The following is an 18194-nucleotide window of genomic DNA, read 5'->3' as shown; positions in this document are numbered from 1 at the left end:
CGGTTATTCTTCGTCAGTCTGGCGTTTTATCCACGCCAGTACATGTTCCGAGGGTACCTTTTGAAGACCCGGGGGCTGCCAATCGGTCAGCTCTCCCTGGCCCAGAACCAGTAGTCCCCCGGGCGCCAGCCGCTCTGCAAGTCGCCTGACAATGTCCCGCCTGCGCCAGCGACGGAAATAAATCAGCAAGTTCTGGCAGAAAATAATATTCATTCCGTGCATGGGCGCTTTATCCAGATCCAGTACATTCAGTCTGGTAAAGCAGACCCGCTCCCGGATGCTTTCGATAATTTCAACGGTGTTCCGCTCGGCCGGGCGGAAGTACCGGGTTTTCATGTTTTCTTCCATGCCCAGCAGTTTGCGGGCATTGAACTGGCCGGTCCGGGCCTTTTCGATAACCGGTGTACTGATGTCTGAACCGGTTACTCCATACAGCGGTTGCAGCCCCAGTTGGGTCATGCACTCGTTCAGCACCATGGCCAAGGTGTATGGCTCTTCGCCGGACGAACAACCAACACTCCAGGCCTCAATCGGCCGCTTTCGGAACTGCTCCCTTGGCCGCGTAAGAACGTAGTCGGCAACCAGTCGGAAGGCATCAGGGTCCCGAAAAAAACGGGTTTCCTGCACCGTAAGCCGGTCAACCAGCGTTGACCATTCCCGTATGGCATCCGGCCCCGAGACAATCGTTTCGTAATAGGCCTGATAGCTGCTGCAGCCTATTTCCCGCATCCGGATAGCCAAATTGGTTTCCAGAAACGAGCGGCGCTCTGCAGGCAGCGTCATGCCGGTACGGTGTTCCAGTAATACTTGCCACTGGCTGAACTGCGCCTCGTCCATTTCAGGAAGACGGCGCAGAAACCAGGTGCTCTCGGCAGGTGACGGAGCGTTATGAAGCTCAGACATAAACCGCCATTAGCCTCGGGCTGAAAATCAGCCCACCACCGGAACGTTGCTGTCTTCCTCTTCTTCGTGGCCTGCCAGATCTTCTTCTGGCAATGTAAAGCCGGCAACGGAGGATCGAAGCTCGGAAGCCATTTCTGCCAGATTCCCGATAGACTTCGCAGTAGCATTGGTACCGGACGATGTCTGGGAGGTGATTTCCTGGATAACGTTCATCGTGTTGGAAATGTGGGCCGCAGAAGACGACTGCTGGCGTGCCGCGTTGGAGATGTTCTGGATCAGCTCCGCAAGGCTCATGGATACGTTCTCGATTTCTTCGAGGGCGATACCCGCGTCTTGTGCCAAACGTGCACCACGTACCACCTCGGCGGTGGTGTGTTCCATGGAGATAACCGCTTCGTTGGTATCAGACTGGATCGTCTTAACCAGCGCTTCAATCTGTTTGGTTGCAGCAGAGGAACGTTCCGCAAGGCGCTGAACTTCGTCCGCAACGACCGCAAAGCCTCGGCCCGCATCACCGGCCATAGAGGCCTGAATAGCAGCGTTCAAGGACAGAATGTTGGTTTGGTCGGCAATGTCGTTGATTAGGGATACGATGTCACCGATTTCCTGTGAGGATTCGCCCAGACGCTTGATACGCTTGGAGGTTTCCTGAATCTGCTCACGAATGTTGTCCATGCCGCGAATGGTGTTCTGTACCACTTCAGCGCCTTTCTTGGCGATGGCAACCGAGCGCTCCGCAACCGCAGACGATTCAGCAGCGTTAGAGGATACCTGATCGATGGACACGGCCATTTCGTTAACCGCAGCGGAGGCGCCTGCAATTTCTTGCGCCTGATGCTCGGAAGCGTCTGCCAAGTGCATCGCAGTAGACTGGGTTTCCTGAGCAGCAGACGCTACACGTACCGCTGTACCACGAATCGCTTGTACCAGCCCGCGCATCTGGTCGATCGCGTAGTTGATGGAGTCAGCGATGGCACCGGTGAAGTCCTCGGTAACCGTGGCCTCGGTAGTAAGGTCACCGTCAGCCAGATCGGCGAGTTCGTCGAGCAGTCGCAGGATTGCGTTCTGGTTCTGTTCGTTTTGTTCCTGAGTGGTTGCTAGGCGAGCTTGAGCTTCCCGGTACAAGGCCAAACCGATAAACACAACGATGGCAACCATGGCCGCAAGAATAACAAAGGCCAGAGTTGGGCTTACGAGGCGCGAGCCACTTTGGGCGCGGAAGCTCTCAGCAAGAACAGACAGTTCTGAAAGCAGAATCTCCGAGTTCTGGAAAATGTCGCTGGCCGCAGTACGTACCTTGAAGAGGTCGGGAGAGGCTTCAAGGATGGCGTCTACGTTTTGGGAAATGAACTCGAAAAGCTCATCAACCGCTTCAAGGCCATAAATGGCGTCTTCATCATCAACCTTGGAAATGCCCATGTTGGGATTTCCGGTCAGCTGGCCTTCGAGCACCCGTCCAAACAGGCTGGCGTCACGGCCGAAGCGGTCGGCAGCAATGACGGCATCTTCATCACCGGAGAGTACGTTGTTAACCGAACGCACAATACGCTCTGCAAGCAGCGATTGGCGTTGAGCCAGCGCAATCTGTTCCGCCGGAGCGCCACTATCCAGAAGGATTTGTACGATATCGTCGTACTCCACCTGAAGCTGGGGTATGGTTTCGTTCAGGGTGCGCGCTACTTCGTGCAAGCCCAGCACTGCGTCCCGAGTGGACAGAATGCTATCGGCGTTCTCGCGTACCGTATTCCAGTGCTGTTGAACGCCGCTTCCGCGGGCCATTTCACTGGCTGGCAGGCCGGTTTCCGGGTTGCCTTCGGTCACGTTGGACCAGAGCTGCTGGAACTCATCGCGGGAGCGACGCAACTGGTTAAACGCCTCGGCGGTACCGCCAGCAGCTTCAGTCGCGTTTTTCGCGATTTCCTGTGACAGCACCCTGAGTTCAGCGGCGTTGGCGATATATTCCTGATCGTTCTGGCTATCCCTGTTAATGATAAACAGGACCACAACGAGCAGGACGGTGAGTGCGATCAGTGAGGTAATCAGGCCAGCAACAAGCTTGTTGCCCCCCTGACCCATACCGATTCTTCCGGCTCTGTTTTTCATTTTCTGGCTCCCGGCCTCTATCTGGAATTTGGCAAGTTGTTTTTAATTAGGTTTCAGGCAGTCAGGGTGTTTTTCCTGCCACTGTCATCACCCTTACCACTGTGCGACGTCAAGAAAGCGTTCGTCTTCGAGCAGGTCGACGGCGGAGAACACTTTCCAGACTTCTTCGTTTCGTTCATAACCGCCTGCGACAAACGGCTGAACGTTTTCAGGCACACCAGCAGGTGCTGCCTTGAAACTGTCGGTTGCAAAGTACTGCATACCCAATACGGAATCGACGACTAACCCGCTGAAAATATCCCCCTGCTCAATGACAAGAACCCGCCGTTCCCTTTGGTTACGGGAAGAGCGGGGAATGTCGAAAAAGTTGGCTAGATCGACCAGAGGGAGGAGGCGCCCGCGAACGTTGGCAGCTCCCATGAGAAACGGCCGTACTCCCGGAATGTGCGTAAACCGGGGTACGTGCAGAATTTCAGTGACCTCACCCATGGGAGCCACATAGCGCTCGCCTGCAAGAACAAAGCCGATGCCGTTCCAAAGTTCAACGGCTTCTTCCTGTTCGGGTAGGCCAGCGGCCATGGATCGGCTACGCCGGGCGATATCCGTCAGAACGGTAAAAGGGGCGGCCTGTGCGGACATGCTTACTCCACAGTTGGGGATCAGCCAATCAGATTGTTGATTGTTTTGATCAGGTCGTCTTCGTTTACCGGCTTAACCAGATACCCTTTGGCGCCCTGACGGGTACCCCAAACTCGGTCGGTTTCCTGATCCTTGGTGGTGACAATAATCACCGGAATGGAAGCCGTTTCCGGAGCCCGGGTTAACTGGCGGGTCGCCTGAAAGCCGTTAAGGCCAGGCATAACCACATCCATGAGCACCAGATCTGGGGTCTCAGCGCGGGCCTTGGCAACACCATCCGCGCCATTGTCGGCTGTAAGCACCTCGTGTTTGTGCTTTTCCAGAATGGTGGAGATTTTCTTAACCTCGGTAGGAGAGTCGTCAACAATCAGAATGCGAGCCATTGGTTCCTCGATGGTTCTTTAGTGTCAGCAGGGTTTACTGTGGCGTCACGGGTATGTAGTGACGAATCGTATTGAGCAGTTCATCCTTGCTGAACGGTTTGGTCAGGTACTGGTCAGAGCCGACGATGCGACCCTTAGCCTTATCGAACAGCCCGTCCTTGCTGGATAGCATGATAACGGGCGTCTTTTTAAATGAGGAATTATTCTTGATGAGCGCACAGGTCTGGTAGCCGTCCAGACGGGGCATCATGATATCCACAAAAATGATGTCCGGCTGCGAATCGGCAATCTTTGCCAGAGCATCAAAACCGTCTGTCGCGGTGATAACCTCACAGCCAACCTTTTTCAGGAGGGTTTCTGCGGTGCGACGGATGGTTTTGCTATCGTCGATCACCATGATCTTCAAGTTCTCGAAGTTGTCATCCATTGTCCAGGTGCCTTGCGCTCAGCGACTGTCATTGTTTTCAAACGAGGGTTTTAACATAAACCTTAAGGTTCTTCTGTAAACCCCGTCCATTTATAGATTATTGATGGCCCGATAAAAAGTATTACTTTGTGACCAAATGTACTTTTGCCTGAAACATCACGTAATTTACCAGAGATTTCTCGGGATGCATTCACGGCTCGGGTACAATACCATCTGATTTCCTAGCATAGCACTTATTGGCCGGTTCGCTCTGCAGACCGGTTCTGTTTTTTCACTCCTTGGGAGCTCAAGAGGCACTATGACAGTTCGACTCGGGATAGTGATGGATCCGATTCAGGATATCCACTTCAAAAAAGACAGCTCTTTGGCGATGCTACTGGCAGCGCAAGACCGTGGCTGGGAAATCGAATACATGGAATTGCAGGACCTCTATATGGAAGGCGGCAAGGCCATGGCCTACACGCGCAGTTTAACGGTTCGAAAGGACCCTGAGGACTGGTACAGCTTTGGTGCTGACAGAGATCGCGCGCTCGGCGATCTCGATGTTATCTTGATGCGCAAGGATCCTCCCGTTGATCGGGAGTTCCTTATGGCAACCTATATCCTCGAGTCCGCAGAGCAACAGGGCGCTTTGGTGGTTAACCCCGCGGCTACGCTGCGCGACTGCAATGAAAAGCTGTTTGCTACCCAGTTTGAGGATCTTACGCCACCGCTACTTGTGAGTCGCTCCGCCAAACGGTTCCGTGAGTTTTATGCAAAGCACGGTGATGTGATCATGAAGCCGGTTGACGGCATGGGTGGCCACTCGATCTTCCGTATCAAGGAAAACGACTTCAACTTGGGTGTGATAATTGAAACCTTGACGAACTATGGCGAACATCAGGCCATGGCTCAGAAGTACATCCCCGAAATCAGCGACGGTGATAAGCGGATTTTGATGATTGAGGGCGAGGCAGTGCCTTATTCCCTTGCGCGAATTCCTTCGCAAGGCGAAAATCGCGGCAATCTTGCGGCCGGTGGCCGTGGTGAAGGTCGTGAGCTGACAGACCGCGACCGCGAGATCTGTGCGCGGGTAGCGCCGGTTATCAAGGAAAAAGGTTTGATGTTTGTTGGACTGGACGTGATCGGCGATTATCTAACCGAAATTAACGTGACCAGTCCAACCTGTATCCGGGAGTTGGACGATACTTTTGGAACAGACATCGGGGGCATGTTGATGGACGCCGTTGAGAAGCGTCTTAACCAGAACTGACGGGAATACCATGGATCAGGGCCAACGACAGAGACGGGCGTATTAATGGCGGTGCAGGTAAGCGAGTTCGATAGGTTTTCCTTCACGTTATTCATGGCGCTGGTGGTGCATGCGGTTGTGGTGCTGGGGATTACCTTTGCGCCCGAGTCGCCGCGTTCGTCTGCCCAGACCATGGAGATCACCCTGTCGCAGTTCGATGATGAACAGGCACCGGAGAAGGCCGACTTTCTGGCGCAGACCAACCAGCAGGGTAGTGGTACGGAGGACGAGGCGCTGGAAATGACCACGCCGCAACCCTCCGAGATCAGCCAGCCTGAGGTTGCGCAAGTGCAACCGGAACCCAAGGCACAGGTAGAGCCTGTGCGCCGTCAGGAGCGGGCGGTTGTGCAGACCGAGAGCCGTTCAAGCCGACAGGTCCAACAACCGGAACAGTTCGCCGAACCGGAAGACGAGCCTCTGCCGGTAAGGGAAAAGAAAAGCTTGATGGATCGCAGTCTGGAGATTGCCAGTCTTGAGGCCCGCTTTGATGCCCAGCAACAAGCCTACGCCCGTAAACCCAGAGTTATGCGGGTAACGGCGGCTTCCACCTTAAAGTCCACCAATGCCTGGTATGTGCAGAATTGGGTGAGCAAGGTGACGCGGGTTGGTAATATCAACTATCCCACTGAAGCTCGCCGTGCTGGAGTTTATGGCACCTTGCGCATGCTAGTCTCCATGCAGAAAGATGGCTCCATCAAAGAAGTAGCCATTCTGCAGTCGTCAGGAAGCACTCTGCTCGACGATGCAGCGATTCGGATTGTCAGGATGGCTGCACCCTTCGCACCCTTTCCCGACGACATGAAAAAAGACGTGGACGAACTGGAAATCATACGTACTTGGTCTTTCCAGCAACGGGGGCTCTCATCCGGATGACGGCATCAAAACACTCTCCACACAGCCTTAAGCACCACTTCCTGGTGGCCTCACCCTATCTCGCTGACCCTCGGTTTCATGGGGCGGTTGTATACCTGTGTGAACACTCAGATGATGGCGCGCTTGGTTTAATGATCAATCAGCCTCTGGATATTCATTTGGGGGAAATTCTGGAGCAGCTTGACCTTCAGGGTGGCGAGCTCGATCTTCCAGTGTTTAGTGGTGGCCCGGTTGAGCAGGAACGGGGTTTTGTTCTGCACCCGCCGGGCGCCAGCTGGCAGAATACTGCCGAGGTGGCCGACGACGTTATGCTGACCACATCCCGTGACATACTCGCGGGCATTGGACGAAACGAAGGCCCGCCAGAGTTTTTGATGGCGCTGGGGTATTCCGGCTGGGGAGAGGGGCAGCTGGAAGAAGAGCTGGGCAGCAATGCCTGGTTGACTTGCCCGGCAAACACCGAGATTTTGTTTCGAACGCCCTGGGCTGAACGTTACAAAGCGGTTCTGGACCTGATTGGCATTGATCTCAACCAGCTTAGCGAAACGGTGGGGCATGCCTAAAGCCGGCCAGCGCAGTGTCATGGCATTCGATTTCGGCCTGCGCCGAATTGGTGTGGCGACCGGGCAAGAACTGCTCGGTACAGGTCAGCCTCTAGCCATGATTCCTGCCGATAACGGAACCCCTGATTGGGGCCAGCTTGAGAAACTGCTGGTGGAGTGGCGGCCGGATCTGGTGCTGGTGGGCTTGCCTCTGAATATGGACGACAGCGAAAACGATATGTGTGGTCGTGCCCGCAAGTTTGGTAAGCGCCTGCACGGCCGCTTTCACGTTCCAGTAGAAATGGTAGACGAGCGCTTGACCAGCTACGAGGCCAAAGGCCAAGTGATGGCTGCCGGTGGAAGCCGGGATTATGGTCGCCACGGCGTGGATGACCGTGCAGCAGTGCTGATACTAGAAACCTGGTGTCGGTTGCAAACAGAATAAAAAAGCGAGGATGGAATGAGCGCATTGCTTGATGTAGACCAGCTGATGGATAAGTTGGAAGCGGGGCTACGCGGCCTGCTTAACGAGCGGGGTATTGAGTCGCCGGTGCTTATTGGCATCCGCACGGGTGGTGTCTGGGTCGCGGACATTATTGGTAAGCGCTTGGGAATTGAAGAGCCGTTCGGCGAGTTGGATATTTCCTTCTATCGGGATGATTTCAGCCGAATTGGTCTCAACCCGAAAGTGACGCCTTCTAGCCTGCCTTTTGATACCGAAGGCCGGGACATTATTCTGGTTGACGATGTCATCATGAGTGGCCGCACCATAAGGGCTGCGATGAATGAGTTGTTCGATTATGGTCGCCCAGCCAGTATCATACTCGCCACGTTGATCGATCTAGGCGCCCGTGAACTGCCTATTCAACCTGATGTGGCCGGGCAGTCGCTGACCTTGGGTATGCAGCAGCGTGTGAAGCTGCGTGGCCCAGACCCGCTCCGGATAGAGCTTCAGGAAACCGAGCAGTAAACCCCCGAACTCGATAGCAGGCAAATCATGACCGCAAATGCAGCTTCCCCTAATCACTTACAGCTAACCCGGGACGGCCAATTGCGGCATTTCCTGACTCTGGACGGTTTAGGCAGGGAGTTGCTGACCGACATACTCGATACCGCTGATTCGTTTATTGAAGTTGGCGAGCGAAGCATCAAGAAGGTGCCTCTCCTGAGAGGGCGCACGGTAGTCAACTTATTCTTTGAGGCCAGCACCCGCACCCGCAGTACCTTTGAGCTTGCTGCCAAGCGGCTATCGGCCGATGTGCTGAACCTCGATATTAATACCTCGGCCACCTCCAAGGGCGAATCGCTTTCAGATACGCTTCTCAATCTGGAGGCCATGGCTAGCGACATGTTCGTGGTGCGCCATGCTCAAAGCGGAGCCCCGCACTTTATTGCCCAAAGTGTGACCCCTGGGGTCGCCATCATCAACGCGGGCGATGGCCGCCACGCACACCCCACTCAGGCCATGCTGGATATGTTGACCATCCGGCAACACAAAGGCGGTTTTGAAGGCTTAAAAGTCGCCATAGTGGGGGATATTTTGCACTCTCGGGTGGCTCGCTCCCAGATACGCGCCCTGAATGAACTGGGAGCCGAGCAAATACGAGTTATTGCACCCGGAACCCTCTTGCCAAGAGATGTAGAGAGCCTCGGCTGCACCGTGGAATACGATATGGCCAGAGGTATGAAGGACCTGGATGTCGTTATCATGCTGCGCCTGCAAAAGGAACGCATGGAGGGGGCGTTACTGCCTAGTGAGCGGGAGTTTTACCGGCTTTATGGCTTGAGCCAAGACAAGTTGGCGCTGGCGCACCCAGAGTGCATTGTGATGCATCCCGGGCCGATCAACCGAGGTGTAGAGATAGAATCAGCGGTCGCGGATGGCCCGCAATCGGTTATTTTGAATCAAGTAACGAATGGCATAGCTATCCGCATGGCGGTGATGTCCATGGCGATGGGTGGGCAGGTCGCCGAGCGCCAGCAAAAATTGAACGAACTGAGCGGGTTGAATGAGAGAGGTCTGGCATGAGCGGCAACACACTATCCTCCAGCGCCAGCCTTAAAATTACCGGCGGTCGCTTACTTGATGGCCATGGCAGCGAAACTCCGAATCGCGCTTTGTTGATACGAAATGGACGCATTGCCGCTACCGGAGCGACGGCTGAAGCAGCCGACGCTGAGCAAACGTTTGATGCTAAAGGCTGTATGATTACTCCGGGGTTTGTTGATTTGTATTGCAACCTGCGCGAGCCGGGCAATGGCCAGAAGGGCAATATAGTTTCGGAAGCAAGAGCCGCGGCCCGAGGCGGTTTCACCACAGTCTGTGCGTCGCCAGAAACCTCTCCCGTTAATGACTCGCGGGCCGTTACTCACTTGATCCAAGATGGTGCCGACGCTGGCTCGCCTATCCGTGTTTTGCCCGTAGGTGCGTTAACTCGAGGCCTTGAGGGCGAGATGCTCAGCGACATGGCGGGTCTAGCCGCCGCTGGCTGTATTGCCTTGGGCAATGGCTCCCGTGGCGTACGTAATGCCCGAGTGTTGCGCCGCTGTATGGCATACGCCCAAACATTTGGACTGACCGTGATGCTGCGCCCGGAGAACCAGTCCTTAGCCGCAGACGGCTATGCCCATGATGGTCTGGTAACAGCTCGCCTCGGCTTGCTGGGCATCCCGGAAGTGGCAGAAACTGCATCCGTTATGGAAATGCTACTGCTTGCCGAGGAAACCGGTGTAAAGCTGCATCTGAGTCAACTTTCCTGCGGGCGCAGTGTAGAAATGCTTGCTGACGCGCGCCGCCGGGGGATTTCCGTAACCGGAGACGTAGCCATGCACCAGCTTGTGTTTACAGAAGACGCCCTGTCAGGTTTTGACAGTCGCTTCCACTTGCGCCCACCGCTGCGTTCAGAGGCCGACCGTAAGGCCTTGGTAGCAGGGGTTCGCGAAGGGGTAATCGATGCAATTGTAAGCCAGCACCTGCCCCATGAGAGTGCTGCGAAACAGGCGCCGTTACCAGACACTGAACCAGGCCTTTCCAGCATCGAAAGCGTGTTGTCGTTGGGCCTTGGCCTTGTTAAGCGGGGCGAGTTAAGCCTTGCTGAGCTGGTTCGCGGACTTACATCCGGCCCCGCATCGGTCATCGGCTTACCTGCCTCGATCAGTCAAGATGAGATAGCCGACCTGTGCGTGTTTGACCCCGGTGCTGATTGGACGCCAAGTAGCCAGTCTCTCATCTCGGTGGGGCATCATGCGCCTGTACTTGGCCAGCCGTTGCCCGGAGTGGTTAGGCTCACGTTGGCCGAGGGTCGAGAAGCTTGGGGCGGAGCTTAAAAACTAAACAGCCTGCATAGAAATGCGGCAGGGGTTGGCTAACCGCTGTCGACACCATCACATAATCCAAATTTTTGCTCAAAAACCCCTTGAGACAGGGCACCTGTGCCAACGTATTCTTGCACTTGCCAGCATACTGTTGGCGCAATAGATGCGGCCCTGCTTATACAGCGACACATACTCTGGCCAAACAATAATAGCTCAGGAGTTATCCCTTGAAATCAGTAACCTTCCCGCAGCGGGTGGCCTTGGCAGCCACTCTGTGCGCTAGCCTCATCCTGCCCTCACTGGGACATGCCCAGGCAAACACTGAAAACAGTGGCGATATTCTGGAGAGAAGCTTCTGTGTGTTTGACCCAGTTGGGGCCAATGGGCCGCTATTTGCAATCACTAAGACCTTTCAGCCCGTTGCTCTTAAAAACGGTATCGAGCTGAACTTGAGTGCTTACACAGACGAAAAAGTTGCTGCTGAAGATTTTAAAGCTGGACAGTGTGATGCGGTGTTGCTTACTGGTACCCGCGCTCGCGAATTCAATAAGTTTACCGGCAGCCTAGAAGCCATGGGCGCCGTACCCGGCGAAGAGGAGATGCGGCTGCTATACAACACGCTCAGCCAACCTAATGCTCGCCCTCTGTTGAAAGATGGGCCTTATGAGGTGGCCGGCGTGTTCCCGGCCGGTGCGATTTACCTTCATCTTCGTGATCGCTCCATTAACTCTGTTGAAAAGCTGCAAGGTAAGCGCGTAGCAACATTGGATTTTGATGAGGCGTCTGTTCGCATGGTTCGCCATGTAGGTGCGTCAGTTGTTGGCTCTAATTCCGCCAACTTTGCTGGCAAGTTCAATAACGGCAGTGTGGATGTCGCATACGCGCCAGCCGTAGCCTATTCGCCGTTGGAGTTGTACAAGGGCGTTGAGCCAAATGGTGGGGTGTTGAAGTACGCGCTGGCGTACATGAACTTCCAAGTCATTATCCACAGCGATCGCTTCCCTGATTCAGCGGGCCAGATGGTGCGTGATGAGGCCATCAAGCGCCTAGATGAAGCCTACGAGATTATTGCTCAGGCGGAAGCCGAGATGCCTGAAAACGTATGGATGACTCTGCCGCAGGAAGTGACCGCCGAGTACGACAAGATGCTGCGGACCGTGCGCCTGTCGTTGCTTGAAGATGGCGTGTATGACGAACGCGCAATTAAACTGATGAAAGCCATTCGCTGCCGCGTGGATGCCACCCGGTCAGAGTGCGCTTCCTGATAATTCTATTGCCACTGAAAGCCCCTCTTAAGCAACGTTGGAGGGGCTGTTCTGGCAGATCACTAGGCTGAGCGGAGCGCGTCTTTAAATGCTTTGCCTGCTTTGAAACCGACTGTTTTACTGGCAGGAATATGGATGGATGCCCCGGTTTGAGGGTTTCTACCCTCACGTGCTTCACGGGTGCGGATATTGAATGTGCCGAAGCCGATCAGGGTTGTGTCTTCTCCTCTGCTAGCGGCAGCTGAGATCTGGTCAGTAAAAGCGGTAATTACTTCGGCGGCTTTTTCTCTTGTTAAGCCTGTGCGTTCAGCGATAGCTGCCGCGAGTTCGGGTTTGCGCATCGAGTATCCCTTTTTGTTTTTGTTCGTCGGAACCGCCGCCCAACCGGCCTACGGTTGCTTGAATCTATAGCGGCTTGCGGCTCTTTGTGCAAATCGGCGTGTGGGTAAAAACTGTGTGCATAGGCGTCATTTGCGGCGCCAGTCTCAAAAAGCGCGAACGCTGTAGGCCATAATGCGCGGCTGACAGCGGATTCAGAATAACAATGCAAACACGTTCAAAAGGTTCAGAAACCATGATGCAAACCACCGGCATTTCATATTCAGAAACTTCCGTCCGGGGCTGTTCACGCCCGTCGTCTTTCGGGCAAAGATTGAAGCATTCGGCCTCCCGGCTCAAAGGGGTTGCAGTTGCTCTTACCCTCGGGTCGCTGCTGTCAGGCTGTGGTGTCGTGAACCACATGATTTACAAAACCACCGGCGATGTAATGCAGGGCTTTTCTCGCGACCACACCATTCCCTATCTGATGGCCAGCGGTGATCTGGCCATGGGTTGTGCCATGAGCGAGGCTACCGCTCCATTGCTTATGTCCTTCGGCAGGGTCACCAATGAGCCAGATCAGCTGGCTGTCATGCTCTACCTTTCGGCTGGTGGATGTGCCGAAGAAGAAGGCCGCGAGCATGAGCTGGCGGCACTGGCTGCCATGTACGAGAGAAAAGGTAATGCAGCTGAAGACGCCATCATCCGCCAGAAGCGGGCGTATTCTCTGGCCGCCAAGCGTTATTTGAAGGGCTGGCAGCATCACAACACCTATTATGGTGAGCCCGGCACCGGAGAGTGCCCGGACTTTGACGACGATATGGATGAGTTTATCTACTTTGCAGGTTTGCTCGCAGGTTTGCAGGCGCTTAACTCAGAGATCCAATCCACCTCCTCCATCGGTGTTCCCAAGAACGTAGGTTCTGTTGTAGCCCGCGCCTCCAGCTGCCTTGAAAGTGAAAAGTGGTGGGGTGCCCCGATGGCCTTGAAAGCGACCGTTTGGGCAATGATTCCCGGTGCGCAGCCAGAAGGTGAGGATGCCTTTGAACGCCTCGCCATGACTGATCGTCAGGGCGAAGAGGCAGGGGTGCGCCTTAGCCATGTATTCCACGCAATTGCCGCCACAAACAAGGGCGATGAAGCAATGGTGAAGTCGGTAGTTCGCCAACACGCCGAGTCCCTCAAAGAGCAGCCTTCCAATGATGAATGGGCTTTTGTGGATGCTATGGCGACCAACATGATTATCGCAATCTCCGACCGCCTATGGGTAGAGAATACCGGGCACCGTACACCGCTAGGCCAGCTTGGCACCTTCTGGGATGACCAAAAACCAGAAGTTGAAACTATGGACTTGGATGGTCTGCTGTAACCCGTTAACGTTCCAGAGTGTAGAGTCATGTCTAAGGGTAGTTTTCGTCGTAACGGGTTGGAGTGGTTTTCATCACTGCCTGCTTGCCTGCTCTTGCTGTCTGTGGTGCTTTTTTCCACAAGCAGCGATATTCACAACCAGATGCTGCGTGGCGGCGAGCAGCTCTGGAGCGGCTACTACAAGCTACGCATGGACCCGGCTGCACCAACCTGTAATCCAAATCGGGATATTGAAGCTGCTGTGGCCCATGAGCTGGCTCAAAAACCAGCAGCTGACGACCCCATGGCGGCTCTCTTAGGCGCCCAAGACAAAGACCCTGCCGATGTTCGCCTTGCGATTGAGCGCTCTGTAGCCGAGTGCAAAGCTGCGTTCCAAAGTTATGAGAGTCTCCAAGGTCAGCTTACTCCAGGAGTAAAAGCCTATCGTGCGGTAGAGCTGTTTATTGCCGATCTCATTGCTTTTGGGCTCGTTTCTCAGCGCTATATTTTGGTGGTTCTGGTTATGCTGTGCGCTGCCACAGCAACCCTCACGCGCCACCATATCGCTATGCGGGCCATGGAAACCCGTTTGGACTATACGGTTTCTCTGACGCTTCAAACCGTTGCCAACGCAATGCTGTTGGGGTCCAGTCTGATTTTCCGCCAGTCCAGTGTGGGCTCAGACCTATCGATATCTTCCGAAGATCTGCTACTCCACAATTTTTGGGTTGTCGGGTTTGCCTGCCTCACATTGGCCAGCCTCTACCGGCTGATCCGTGCACCCTCAGATCTTGCCCCGGGTGGACAATTGAACAAAGCGTTTCTTGCGGTGCCGCTGTATACCGTGATGTGTCTGATTTCCGGTAGTTACTTTGCGTTGATTGGCCATGCATCGGGCATTGGTATCTATCTCGGTAAAATGATGGAATTGGCAGACATGTTCCTCAATGTGGGACTCTATGTTTGGGTGGGCATGATGCTTAAACAAACACGTCTGGCGACGCTGGTGTTTAATCTATTCCGACCCTGGCGTATGCCGCCGGAAATGCTCGCTGTTGTTGCGGTGCTTGTGGCAGCCGTTCCCACCGCCTATACCGGCGCCTCCGGGATTTTCGTAATTGCTGCAGGCGCAGTGATCTACAGCGAATTACGCGCTGCCGGTGCGCGCCGTCAGCTTGCGCTTGCGGCCACTGCCATGTCGGGCTCTTTGGGCGTGGTGTTGCGCCCTTGTTTGTTGGTTGTCGTTATTGCCTACCTCAACCGTGAAGTGACCACAGACGACTTGTTCGGGTGGGGAATATGGGTGTTCGTGCTGACCGCGGTCATGTTTAGCACGGTTGCGCTCACGGTAAACCGTCAGAGTAAGTTTAATCTGGCGCCAGCTGCTGAAGCCATGCCTGCGACACTTCAGGCGTTGCGGTCGCTGGTTCCTTATGTATTGGTGATTGTGGGCGTTGTTTTGCTCTACCGTTTTGCTTTAGATGTGCGTATGGATGAGTTTTCGGCACCGCGCCTACTGCCGGTGATTATGTTGTCCATACTGGTGTACGAGCACATTAGCTTTAAGAACAAAAAGGGCAGTGCATCCGGCGAGATTAACCACCAAGGGTTAGAACGCAGTGTGCGCGGTGCCACCAATGACACCACAGCGGAAATTGGGGCGCTGCTGCTGTTATTGGGCCTGTCGGTTAGCATCGGTGGTGTGATTGAGCGCTCTGAGATCATGCAGGCATTCCCTCAGGCATTCGACAGCGCATGGTCTGCCATGTTGTTAATGGTGGTTATTCTGGTGATTCTCGGGATGATTATGGACGCCTTCGGTGCCGTCATCCTAGTGACCGCAACAGTAGCAACCATTGCCTATTCCAGCGGCATTCACCCTGTTCACTTCTGGATGGTTACGCTGGTGGCTTTTGAGTTGGGTTATTTGAGCCCACCGGTTGCACTCAACCACCTGTTAACGCGACAAGTAGTGGGTGAAGCCGAGGTTCTAGCTGCCCAGCAAGAAACCGGCACCTTCTACGAGCGCCACGAGCGCATCATTATGCCGCTGATCGCTATGGGTATTTCGCTGGTGCTGGTGGCATTTGTGCCGTTGATGTTTTACGCCTGATCGATGCGGTGCAAATGGCTTTAAAGTGAATGGGAGTGTGCGTTCTTACATTGTGCCCTAAAGCGTCTCCAGCACACTCCCTGAATGCAAAGAACGCCTGCAATGGCCAATCTCCTACACCGCTCTACGAACCTGCTTACATTCGTATCATCCCGCTAAGGATAGGATCTGCGTCCTCTTTTGAACGTTGACGCTGGTGTCGGGGTAATGCGCAAGAACCCGTTCATCGTAAAAAACGATCACATTTTTATTGTCGGGCACACCTTCTCCTCATGATGCAGGCGCGGCACCAGAGGTTATCTGGTGCGTTGCGCGCACAGCAATGAGACAAGCATAGACGCAAAACTGGCGGCAAGCGATGCGGTGTGCTTAGCGCATCAACGTTGTGGCGCGTTTAACGAGTGGCTGAGCACGGCTAGTCTGGTTTCTGGCAAGCAGAATATCTGCTTGGGAAAGGTAAGCCTCGGCCAAGCGCTTCTCTGCCGTTACGATCTTTTCGAAGTTCTCAGGAACAACCTTTTTTAAGGCTTGAATGTCTTCATAAACCGCATCTAGCTGACGACTTGAGCGAGCGTTCTTGATGGTAACGGGCCATGTCTCAAATTTTTGTGCATAGAACACAAGTGCTGCACCACTTGGGAAAACCTGATCACCGTCGGCGGCTTGACTGTCTTGGTACTGAGCCAACTCTTTGGCAGCCTCTCCAAGCTTTTCGAGAGCAATACGTTGATCGCTCGTTTCTGGTGATTGTGCAAAGAAGCGATTTCCGATGGTTAGCAGTTGTGCTTGCTTTGGGGCGTCAAATGCTTTGAATGCCGAATCTACCTGAGAGAGATATTCGTTAACAGCTGCTTGCGATGGCTTGGGCGGCTTATCCCCCAAAAATTCAAGATTAGAGCCTAGTTTTACCAAGGCGTTTGCGCTTTTGGCTGCTTTATAGTTTCCCTGCTCAAGAGTGGATTGGATTTCGTTGGCAAGGGCACTCTGCAGGGTCTTTTGCCTATTCTCGATACGGTTTTGAACACTCAAAAGCTCCCCGTCCCTTGGGAAGAGGGCGGTAGCACTTTCAAGTACTGAAAGTGCCTGCACTATGTTCGGTAAACCGTTCTCCTCATTGGGCTCAAGGGCCTTGTCAATGCGAGATAGGAAGTGGTTGACCAGAGGCGTTTGTTGGAGCTTAAGAAGCCCTGCTTGATCGAGCTCTGACATTCCCGGTAACTGTTGCAAAAGCTGCTCCGCAGGGAGGTCTTTCAGCGCCAGACTATGTTGTCTCTGTTCTGTCAGGGTCTGTGCGGTAAGCCTTGCTTTGGCAGACTCCGCCGTTCCCGTGTACCAAGCAATAATCCCCGCTGTGATTGCGGCAGTGGTGACCACTGTTTGTCCGACCGCCAGCCAAGGGGTTGGCTTCAGGGCGTTTTCTGTTTTTTGGATAGAAAGCTGCTGAGGGGCTCCGAGCAGTTGCTGCTTCAGGGTTCGCCATGTTTTCAAGGGTAGGTTGCCGGGCCGCTTTAATTTGGCCGATTGCCGCTCCTTTTGTGATGGCGATTGCCGATTGAAGGGGTGCTTGGAGCTCAAAAGCTCGTAACAGATGCAGGCAAGGGCGTATATATCGCCCTCGCCGGTAGGCTGTTCACCCTTCGCTATTTCGGGCAGTGTGTAAGCTGGCGTGTATCCGTAAATGGATGTCTCGTCGAGACCGGGATGTAGAAAATTCTCTTGAAGCGGATCGCTCAGTACCCGGGATACGCCGAAGTCGAGGAGTTTGATCTGGCCGTTACGCGTAAAGAAAATATTTGAGGGTTTTAGGTCTGCATGCACAACGTTGTTAGCGTGAGCGTATTTCAGTGCGGACACTATCTGCGCGACAATTTCCTTTACCCCTTTCCACTTCAAACCGCTGGGCCGCGAGCGCTGGATCATGCGTGTAAGCGGCTCACCTTCAAGCAGCTCCATGACCATAAAGCAGGTATCACCATCCTGTTGCAGGTCTTGCACCCGGATAATATTGGGATGGCTTAGGCTTTTGGTTTTGGCGGTTTCTCGGGCGAGCACGCCAAGTACACCGTCTTGGGTCAGCATGTCGTGCTTGAGGATTTTGAGTGCGACTTTGCAATCGGCTGCCCCCGCTTGCTCTAGCTGCAAATCCACCGCCCGATACACGTCGCTCATGCCGCCTGAGGCAATGAGAGCTTCAATTCGATAACGCTGGTTTAGTGTTTTATCAAGCCATTTATGTTTATTGCTCTTGCTTTCCACCGTGCTCACCCTCCCGTTAGAACCGTAGGGTTTCCGACGACAATTTTCCCGCCATGAACGGTGGCGTCGCCTAAGCGCGCTACCGGCAGGCCGTTTGCGAAAACCGTTCCGGAGCCCTCAACGACAACATCGGGTGGACCAACGCAAATGAGTTTGTCTGAAAGCCTGGCAATAGGTAGGCCGCCAACAAAAACGTTTGGAGATGCTGCGAGGGTGGGGCCACCAACGTGCGGCACGGGGCCGGTTGTGGCGGGGCAGATATGAAAAGCTCCAAGAAAAGCAGTCGGCTTGCTCATGAGCAATACGTCCCTGAAAATAAATCCGTCCAATGGTTTTACAGAGCGTGATGTTCGGCGATCCGAAAAGGTAGGTCAACCCCCTTGTGTGATCTTTGCCTACATTTGTGAAGTCCATTTTTA

General features: G+C 54.2%; 18 protein-coding genes. 10 read left to right on the top strand and 8 right to left on the bottom strand.

Going from position 1 to position 18194, the window contains the following annotated elements; genetic code table 11:
* Positions 1-3: 3 nt before the first annotated feature.
* The 5 genes from FE845_RS06600 to pilG form a co-directional block, all read right to left on the bottom strand.
* Positions 4-903 (bottom strand): CheR family methyltransferase, encoded by a 900-nt coding sequence (locus tag FE845_RS06600; protein WP_200362587.1) that lies wholly within the window; start codon positions 901-903, stop codon positions 4-6.
* A 27-nt stretch (positions 904-930) separates the two neighbouring features.
* On the bottom strand, positions 931-3006 hold the full coding sequence (locus tag FE845_RS06595) for a methyl-accepting chemotaxis protein (RefSeq protein ID WP_200362585.1): 2076 nt from the start codon (positions 3004-3006) through the stop codon (positions 931-933).
* A gap of 93 nt (positions 3007-3099) precedes the next feature.
* A complete protein-coding gene (locus tag FE845_RS06590) occupies positions 3100-3645 on the bottom strand; it encodes a chemotaxis protein CheW (RefSeq protein ID WP_200362583.1) in 546 nt (181 codons plus the stop codon).
* 20 nt (positions 3646-3665) lie between these two features.
* On the bottom strand, positions 3666-4028 hold the full coding sequence (gene pilH, locus FE845_RS06585) for a twitching motility response regulator PilH (protein WP_200362581.1): 363 nt from the start codon (positions 4026-4028) through the stop codon (positions 3666-3668).
* Positions 4029-4062: 34 nt separating this feature from the next.
* A complete protein-coding gene (gene pilG, locus FE845_RS06580; RefSeq protein ID WP_071268417.1) occupies positions 4063-4455 on the bottom strand; it encodes a twitching motility response regulator PilG in 393 nt (130 codons plus the stop codon).
* 298 nt (positions 4456-4753) lie between these two features.
* Here pilG and gshB point away from each other — a divergent pair, with 298 nt between their 5' ends.
* The 8 genes from gshB to FE845_RS06540 all read left to right on the top strand — a co-directional run bounded on the left by gshB (position 4754) and on the right by FE845_RS06540 (position 11741).
* A complete protein-coding gene (gshB, locus tag FE845_RS06575) occupies positions 4754-5707 on the top strand; it encodes a glutathione synthase (protein ID WP_200362579.1) in 954 nt (317 codons plus the stop codon).
* A gap of 45 nt (positions 5708-5752) precedes the next feature.
* Positions 5753-6619 (top strand): energy transducer TonB, encoded by an 867-nt coding sequence (locus FE845_RS06570; RefSeq protein ID WP_200362577.1) that lies wholly within the window; start codon positions 5753-5755, stop codon positions 6617-6619.
* Complete coding sequence (locus tag FE845_RS06565) at positions 6616-7182, top strand: YqgE/AlgH family protein (RefSeq protein WP_200362575.1); 567 nt, start codon at positions 6616-6618, stop codon at positions 7180-7182. Before FE845_RS06570 ends, FE845_RS06565 begins: the two co-directional genes overlap by 4 nt.
* Positions 7175-7606, top strand: coding sequence for a Holliday junction resolvase RuvX (gene ruvX, locus FE845_RS06560; protein WP_200362573.1), 432 nt, complete (start codon positions 7175-7177; stop codon positions 7604-7606). Before FE845_RS06565 ends, ruvX begins: the two co-directional genes overlap by 8 nt.
* Positions 7607-7621: 15 nt before the next feature.
* Positions 7622-8131 (top strand): bifunctional pyr operon transcriptional regulator/uracil phosphoribosyltransferase PyrR, encoded by a 510-nt coding sequence (gene pyrR / locus FE845_RS06555; protein WP_200362571.1) that lies wholly within the window; start codon positions 7622-7624, stop codon positions 8129-8131.
* A 27-nt stretch (positions 8132-8158) separates the two neighbouring features.
* Positions 8159-9190 carry an aspartate carbamoyltransferase catalytic subunit gene (locus FE845_RS06550; RefSeq protein ID WP_200362569.1) on the top strand — a complete coding sequence of 344 codons (1032 nt, stop codon included), beginning with the start codon at positions 8159-8161 and terminating at the stop codon, positions 9188-9190.
* Positions 9187-10488: a dihydroorotase gene (locus FE845_RS06545; protein ID WP_200362567.1), complete on the top strand. Its 1302-nt coding sequence runs from the start codon at positions 9187-9189 to the stop codon at positions 10486-10488. The genes FE845_RS06550 and FE845_RS06545 overlap by 4 nt, the downstream gene beginning before the upstream one ends.
* Positions 10489-10703: 215 nt before the next feature.
* Positions 10704-11741, top strand: a complete 1038-nt coding sequence (locus FE845_RS06540; protein WP_200362565.1) for a putative solute-binding protein — start codon at positions 10704-10706, stop codon at positions 11739-11741.
* Positions 11742-11803: 62 nt separating this feature from the next.
* On the opposite strand, the gene FE845_RS06535 is transcribed toward FE845_RS06540, so the two are convergent.
* Positions 11804-12082: an HU family DNA-binding protein gene (locus FE845_RS06535; RefSeq protein WP_200362563.1), complete on the bottom strand. Its 279-nt coding sequence runs from the start codon at positions 12080-12082 to the stop codon at positions 11804-11806.
* A 398-nt stretch (positions 12083-12480) separates the two neighbouring features.
* Here FE845_RS06535 and FE845_RS06530 point away from each other — a divergent pair, with 398 nt between their 5' ends.
* Entirely contained in the window at positions 12481-13428 is a 948-nt protein-coding gene (locus FE845_RS06530) for a hypothetical protein (protein WP_265091997.1), read from the top strand.
* 27 nt (positions 13429-13455) lie between these two features.
* Positions 13456-15519, top strand: coding sequence for a TRAP transporter large permease subunit (locus tag FE845_RS06525; RefSeq protein WP_200362561.1), 2064 nt, complete (start codon positions 13456-13458; stop codon positions 15517-15519).
* A 369-nt stretch (positions 15520-15888) separates the two neighbouring features.
* Here FE845_RS06525 and FE845_RS06520 read toward each other — a convergent pair whose 3' ends face one another.
* Together FE845_RS06520 and FE845_RS06515 are read right to left on the bottom strand one after the other, a co-directional pair.
* Positions 15889-17775: a serine/threonine-protein kinase gene (locus FE845_RS06520; RefSeq protein WP_200362558.1), complete on the bottom strand. Its 1887-nt coding sequence runs from the start codon at positions 17773-17775 to the stop codon at positions 15889-15891.
* 5 nt (positions 17776-17780) lie between these two features.
* The gene (locus tag FE845_RS06515) at positions 17781-18071 is read right to left on the bottom strand and encodes a PAAR domain-containing protein (protein WP_200362556.1); all 291 of its coding nucleotides are present in this window, start codon (positions 18069-18071) and stop codon (positions 17781-17783) included.
* Positions 18072-18194: the final 123 nt, after the last annotated feature.

Source organism: Marinobacter sp. 1-4A (assembly GCF_016597725.1).
Classification (GTDB): Bacteria; Pseudomonadota; Gammaproteobacteria; order Pseudomonadales; family Oleiphilaceae; genus Marinobacter.
Note: the sequence above shows the minus strand (reverse complement) of the source record. Positions and strands in the feature narration are given on the sequence as shown.

Bases quoted from the DNA above. Each gene is read 5' to 3' on its own strand.
- FE845_RS06565 (WP_200362575.1), top strand. From the start codon at position 6,616: ATGACGGCATCAAAACACTCTCCACACAGCCTTAAGCACCACTTCCTG.
- FE845_RS06530 (WP_265091997.1), top strand. From the start codon at position 12,481: ATGATTTACAAAACCACCGGCGATGTAATGCAGGGCTTTTCTCGCGAC.
- FE845_RS06570 (WP_200362577.1), top strand. From the start codon at position 5,753: ATGGCGGTGCAGGTAAGCGAGTTCGATAGGTTTTCCTTCACGTTATTC.
- pilG (WP_071268417.1), bottom strand. From the start codon at position 4,455: ATGGATGACAACTTCGAGAACTTGAAGATCATGGTGATCGACGATAGC.
- gshB (WP_200362579.1), top strand. From the start codon at position 4,754: ATGACAGTTCGACTCGGGATAGTGATGGATCCGATTCAGGATATCCAC.
- FE845_RS06535 (WP_200362563.1), bottom strand. From the start codon at position 12,082: ATGCGCAAACCCGAACTCGCGGCAGCTATCGCTGAACGCACAGGCTTA.
- ruvX (WP_200362573.1), top strand. From the start codon at position 7,175: ATGCCTAAAGCCGGCCAGCGCAGTGTCATGGCATTCGATTTCGGCCTG.
- FE845_RS06515 (WP_200362556.1), bottom strand. From the start codon at position 18,071: ATGAGCAAGCCGACTGCTTTTCTTGGAGCTTTTCATATCTGCCCCGCC.
- FE845_RS06545 (WP_200362567.1), top strand. From the start codon at position 9,187: ATGAGCGGCAACACACTATCCTCCAGCGCCAGCCTTAAAATTACCGGC.
- pilH (WP_200362581.1), bottom strand. From the start codon at position 4,028: ATGGCTCGCATTCTGATTGTTGACGACTCTCCTACCGAGGTTAAGAAA.
- FE845_RS06590 (WP_200362583.1), bottom strand. From the start codon at position 3,645: ATGTCCGCACAGGCCGCCCCTTTTACCGTTCTGACGGATATCGCCCGG.
- FE845_RS06525 (WP_200362561.1), top strand. From the start codon at position 13,456: ATGTCTAAGGGTAGTTTTCGTCGTAACGGGTTGGAGTGGTTTTCATCA.
- pyrR (WP_200362571.1), top strand. From the start codon at position 7,622: ATGAGCGCATTGCTTGATGTAGACCAGCTGATGGATAAGTTGGAAGCG.
- FE845_RS06595 (WP_200362585.1), bottom strand. From the start codon at position 3,006: ATGAAAAACAGAGCCGGAAGAATCGGTATGGGTCAGGGGGGCAACAAG.
- FE845_RS06550 (WP_200362569.1), top strand. From the start codon at position 8,159: ATGACCGCAAATGCAGCTTCCCCTAATCACTTACAGCTAACCCGGGAC.
- FE845_RS06600 (WP_200362587.1), bottom strand. From the start codon at position 903: ATGTCTGAGCTTCATAACGCTCCGTCACCTGCCGAGAGCACCTGGTTT.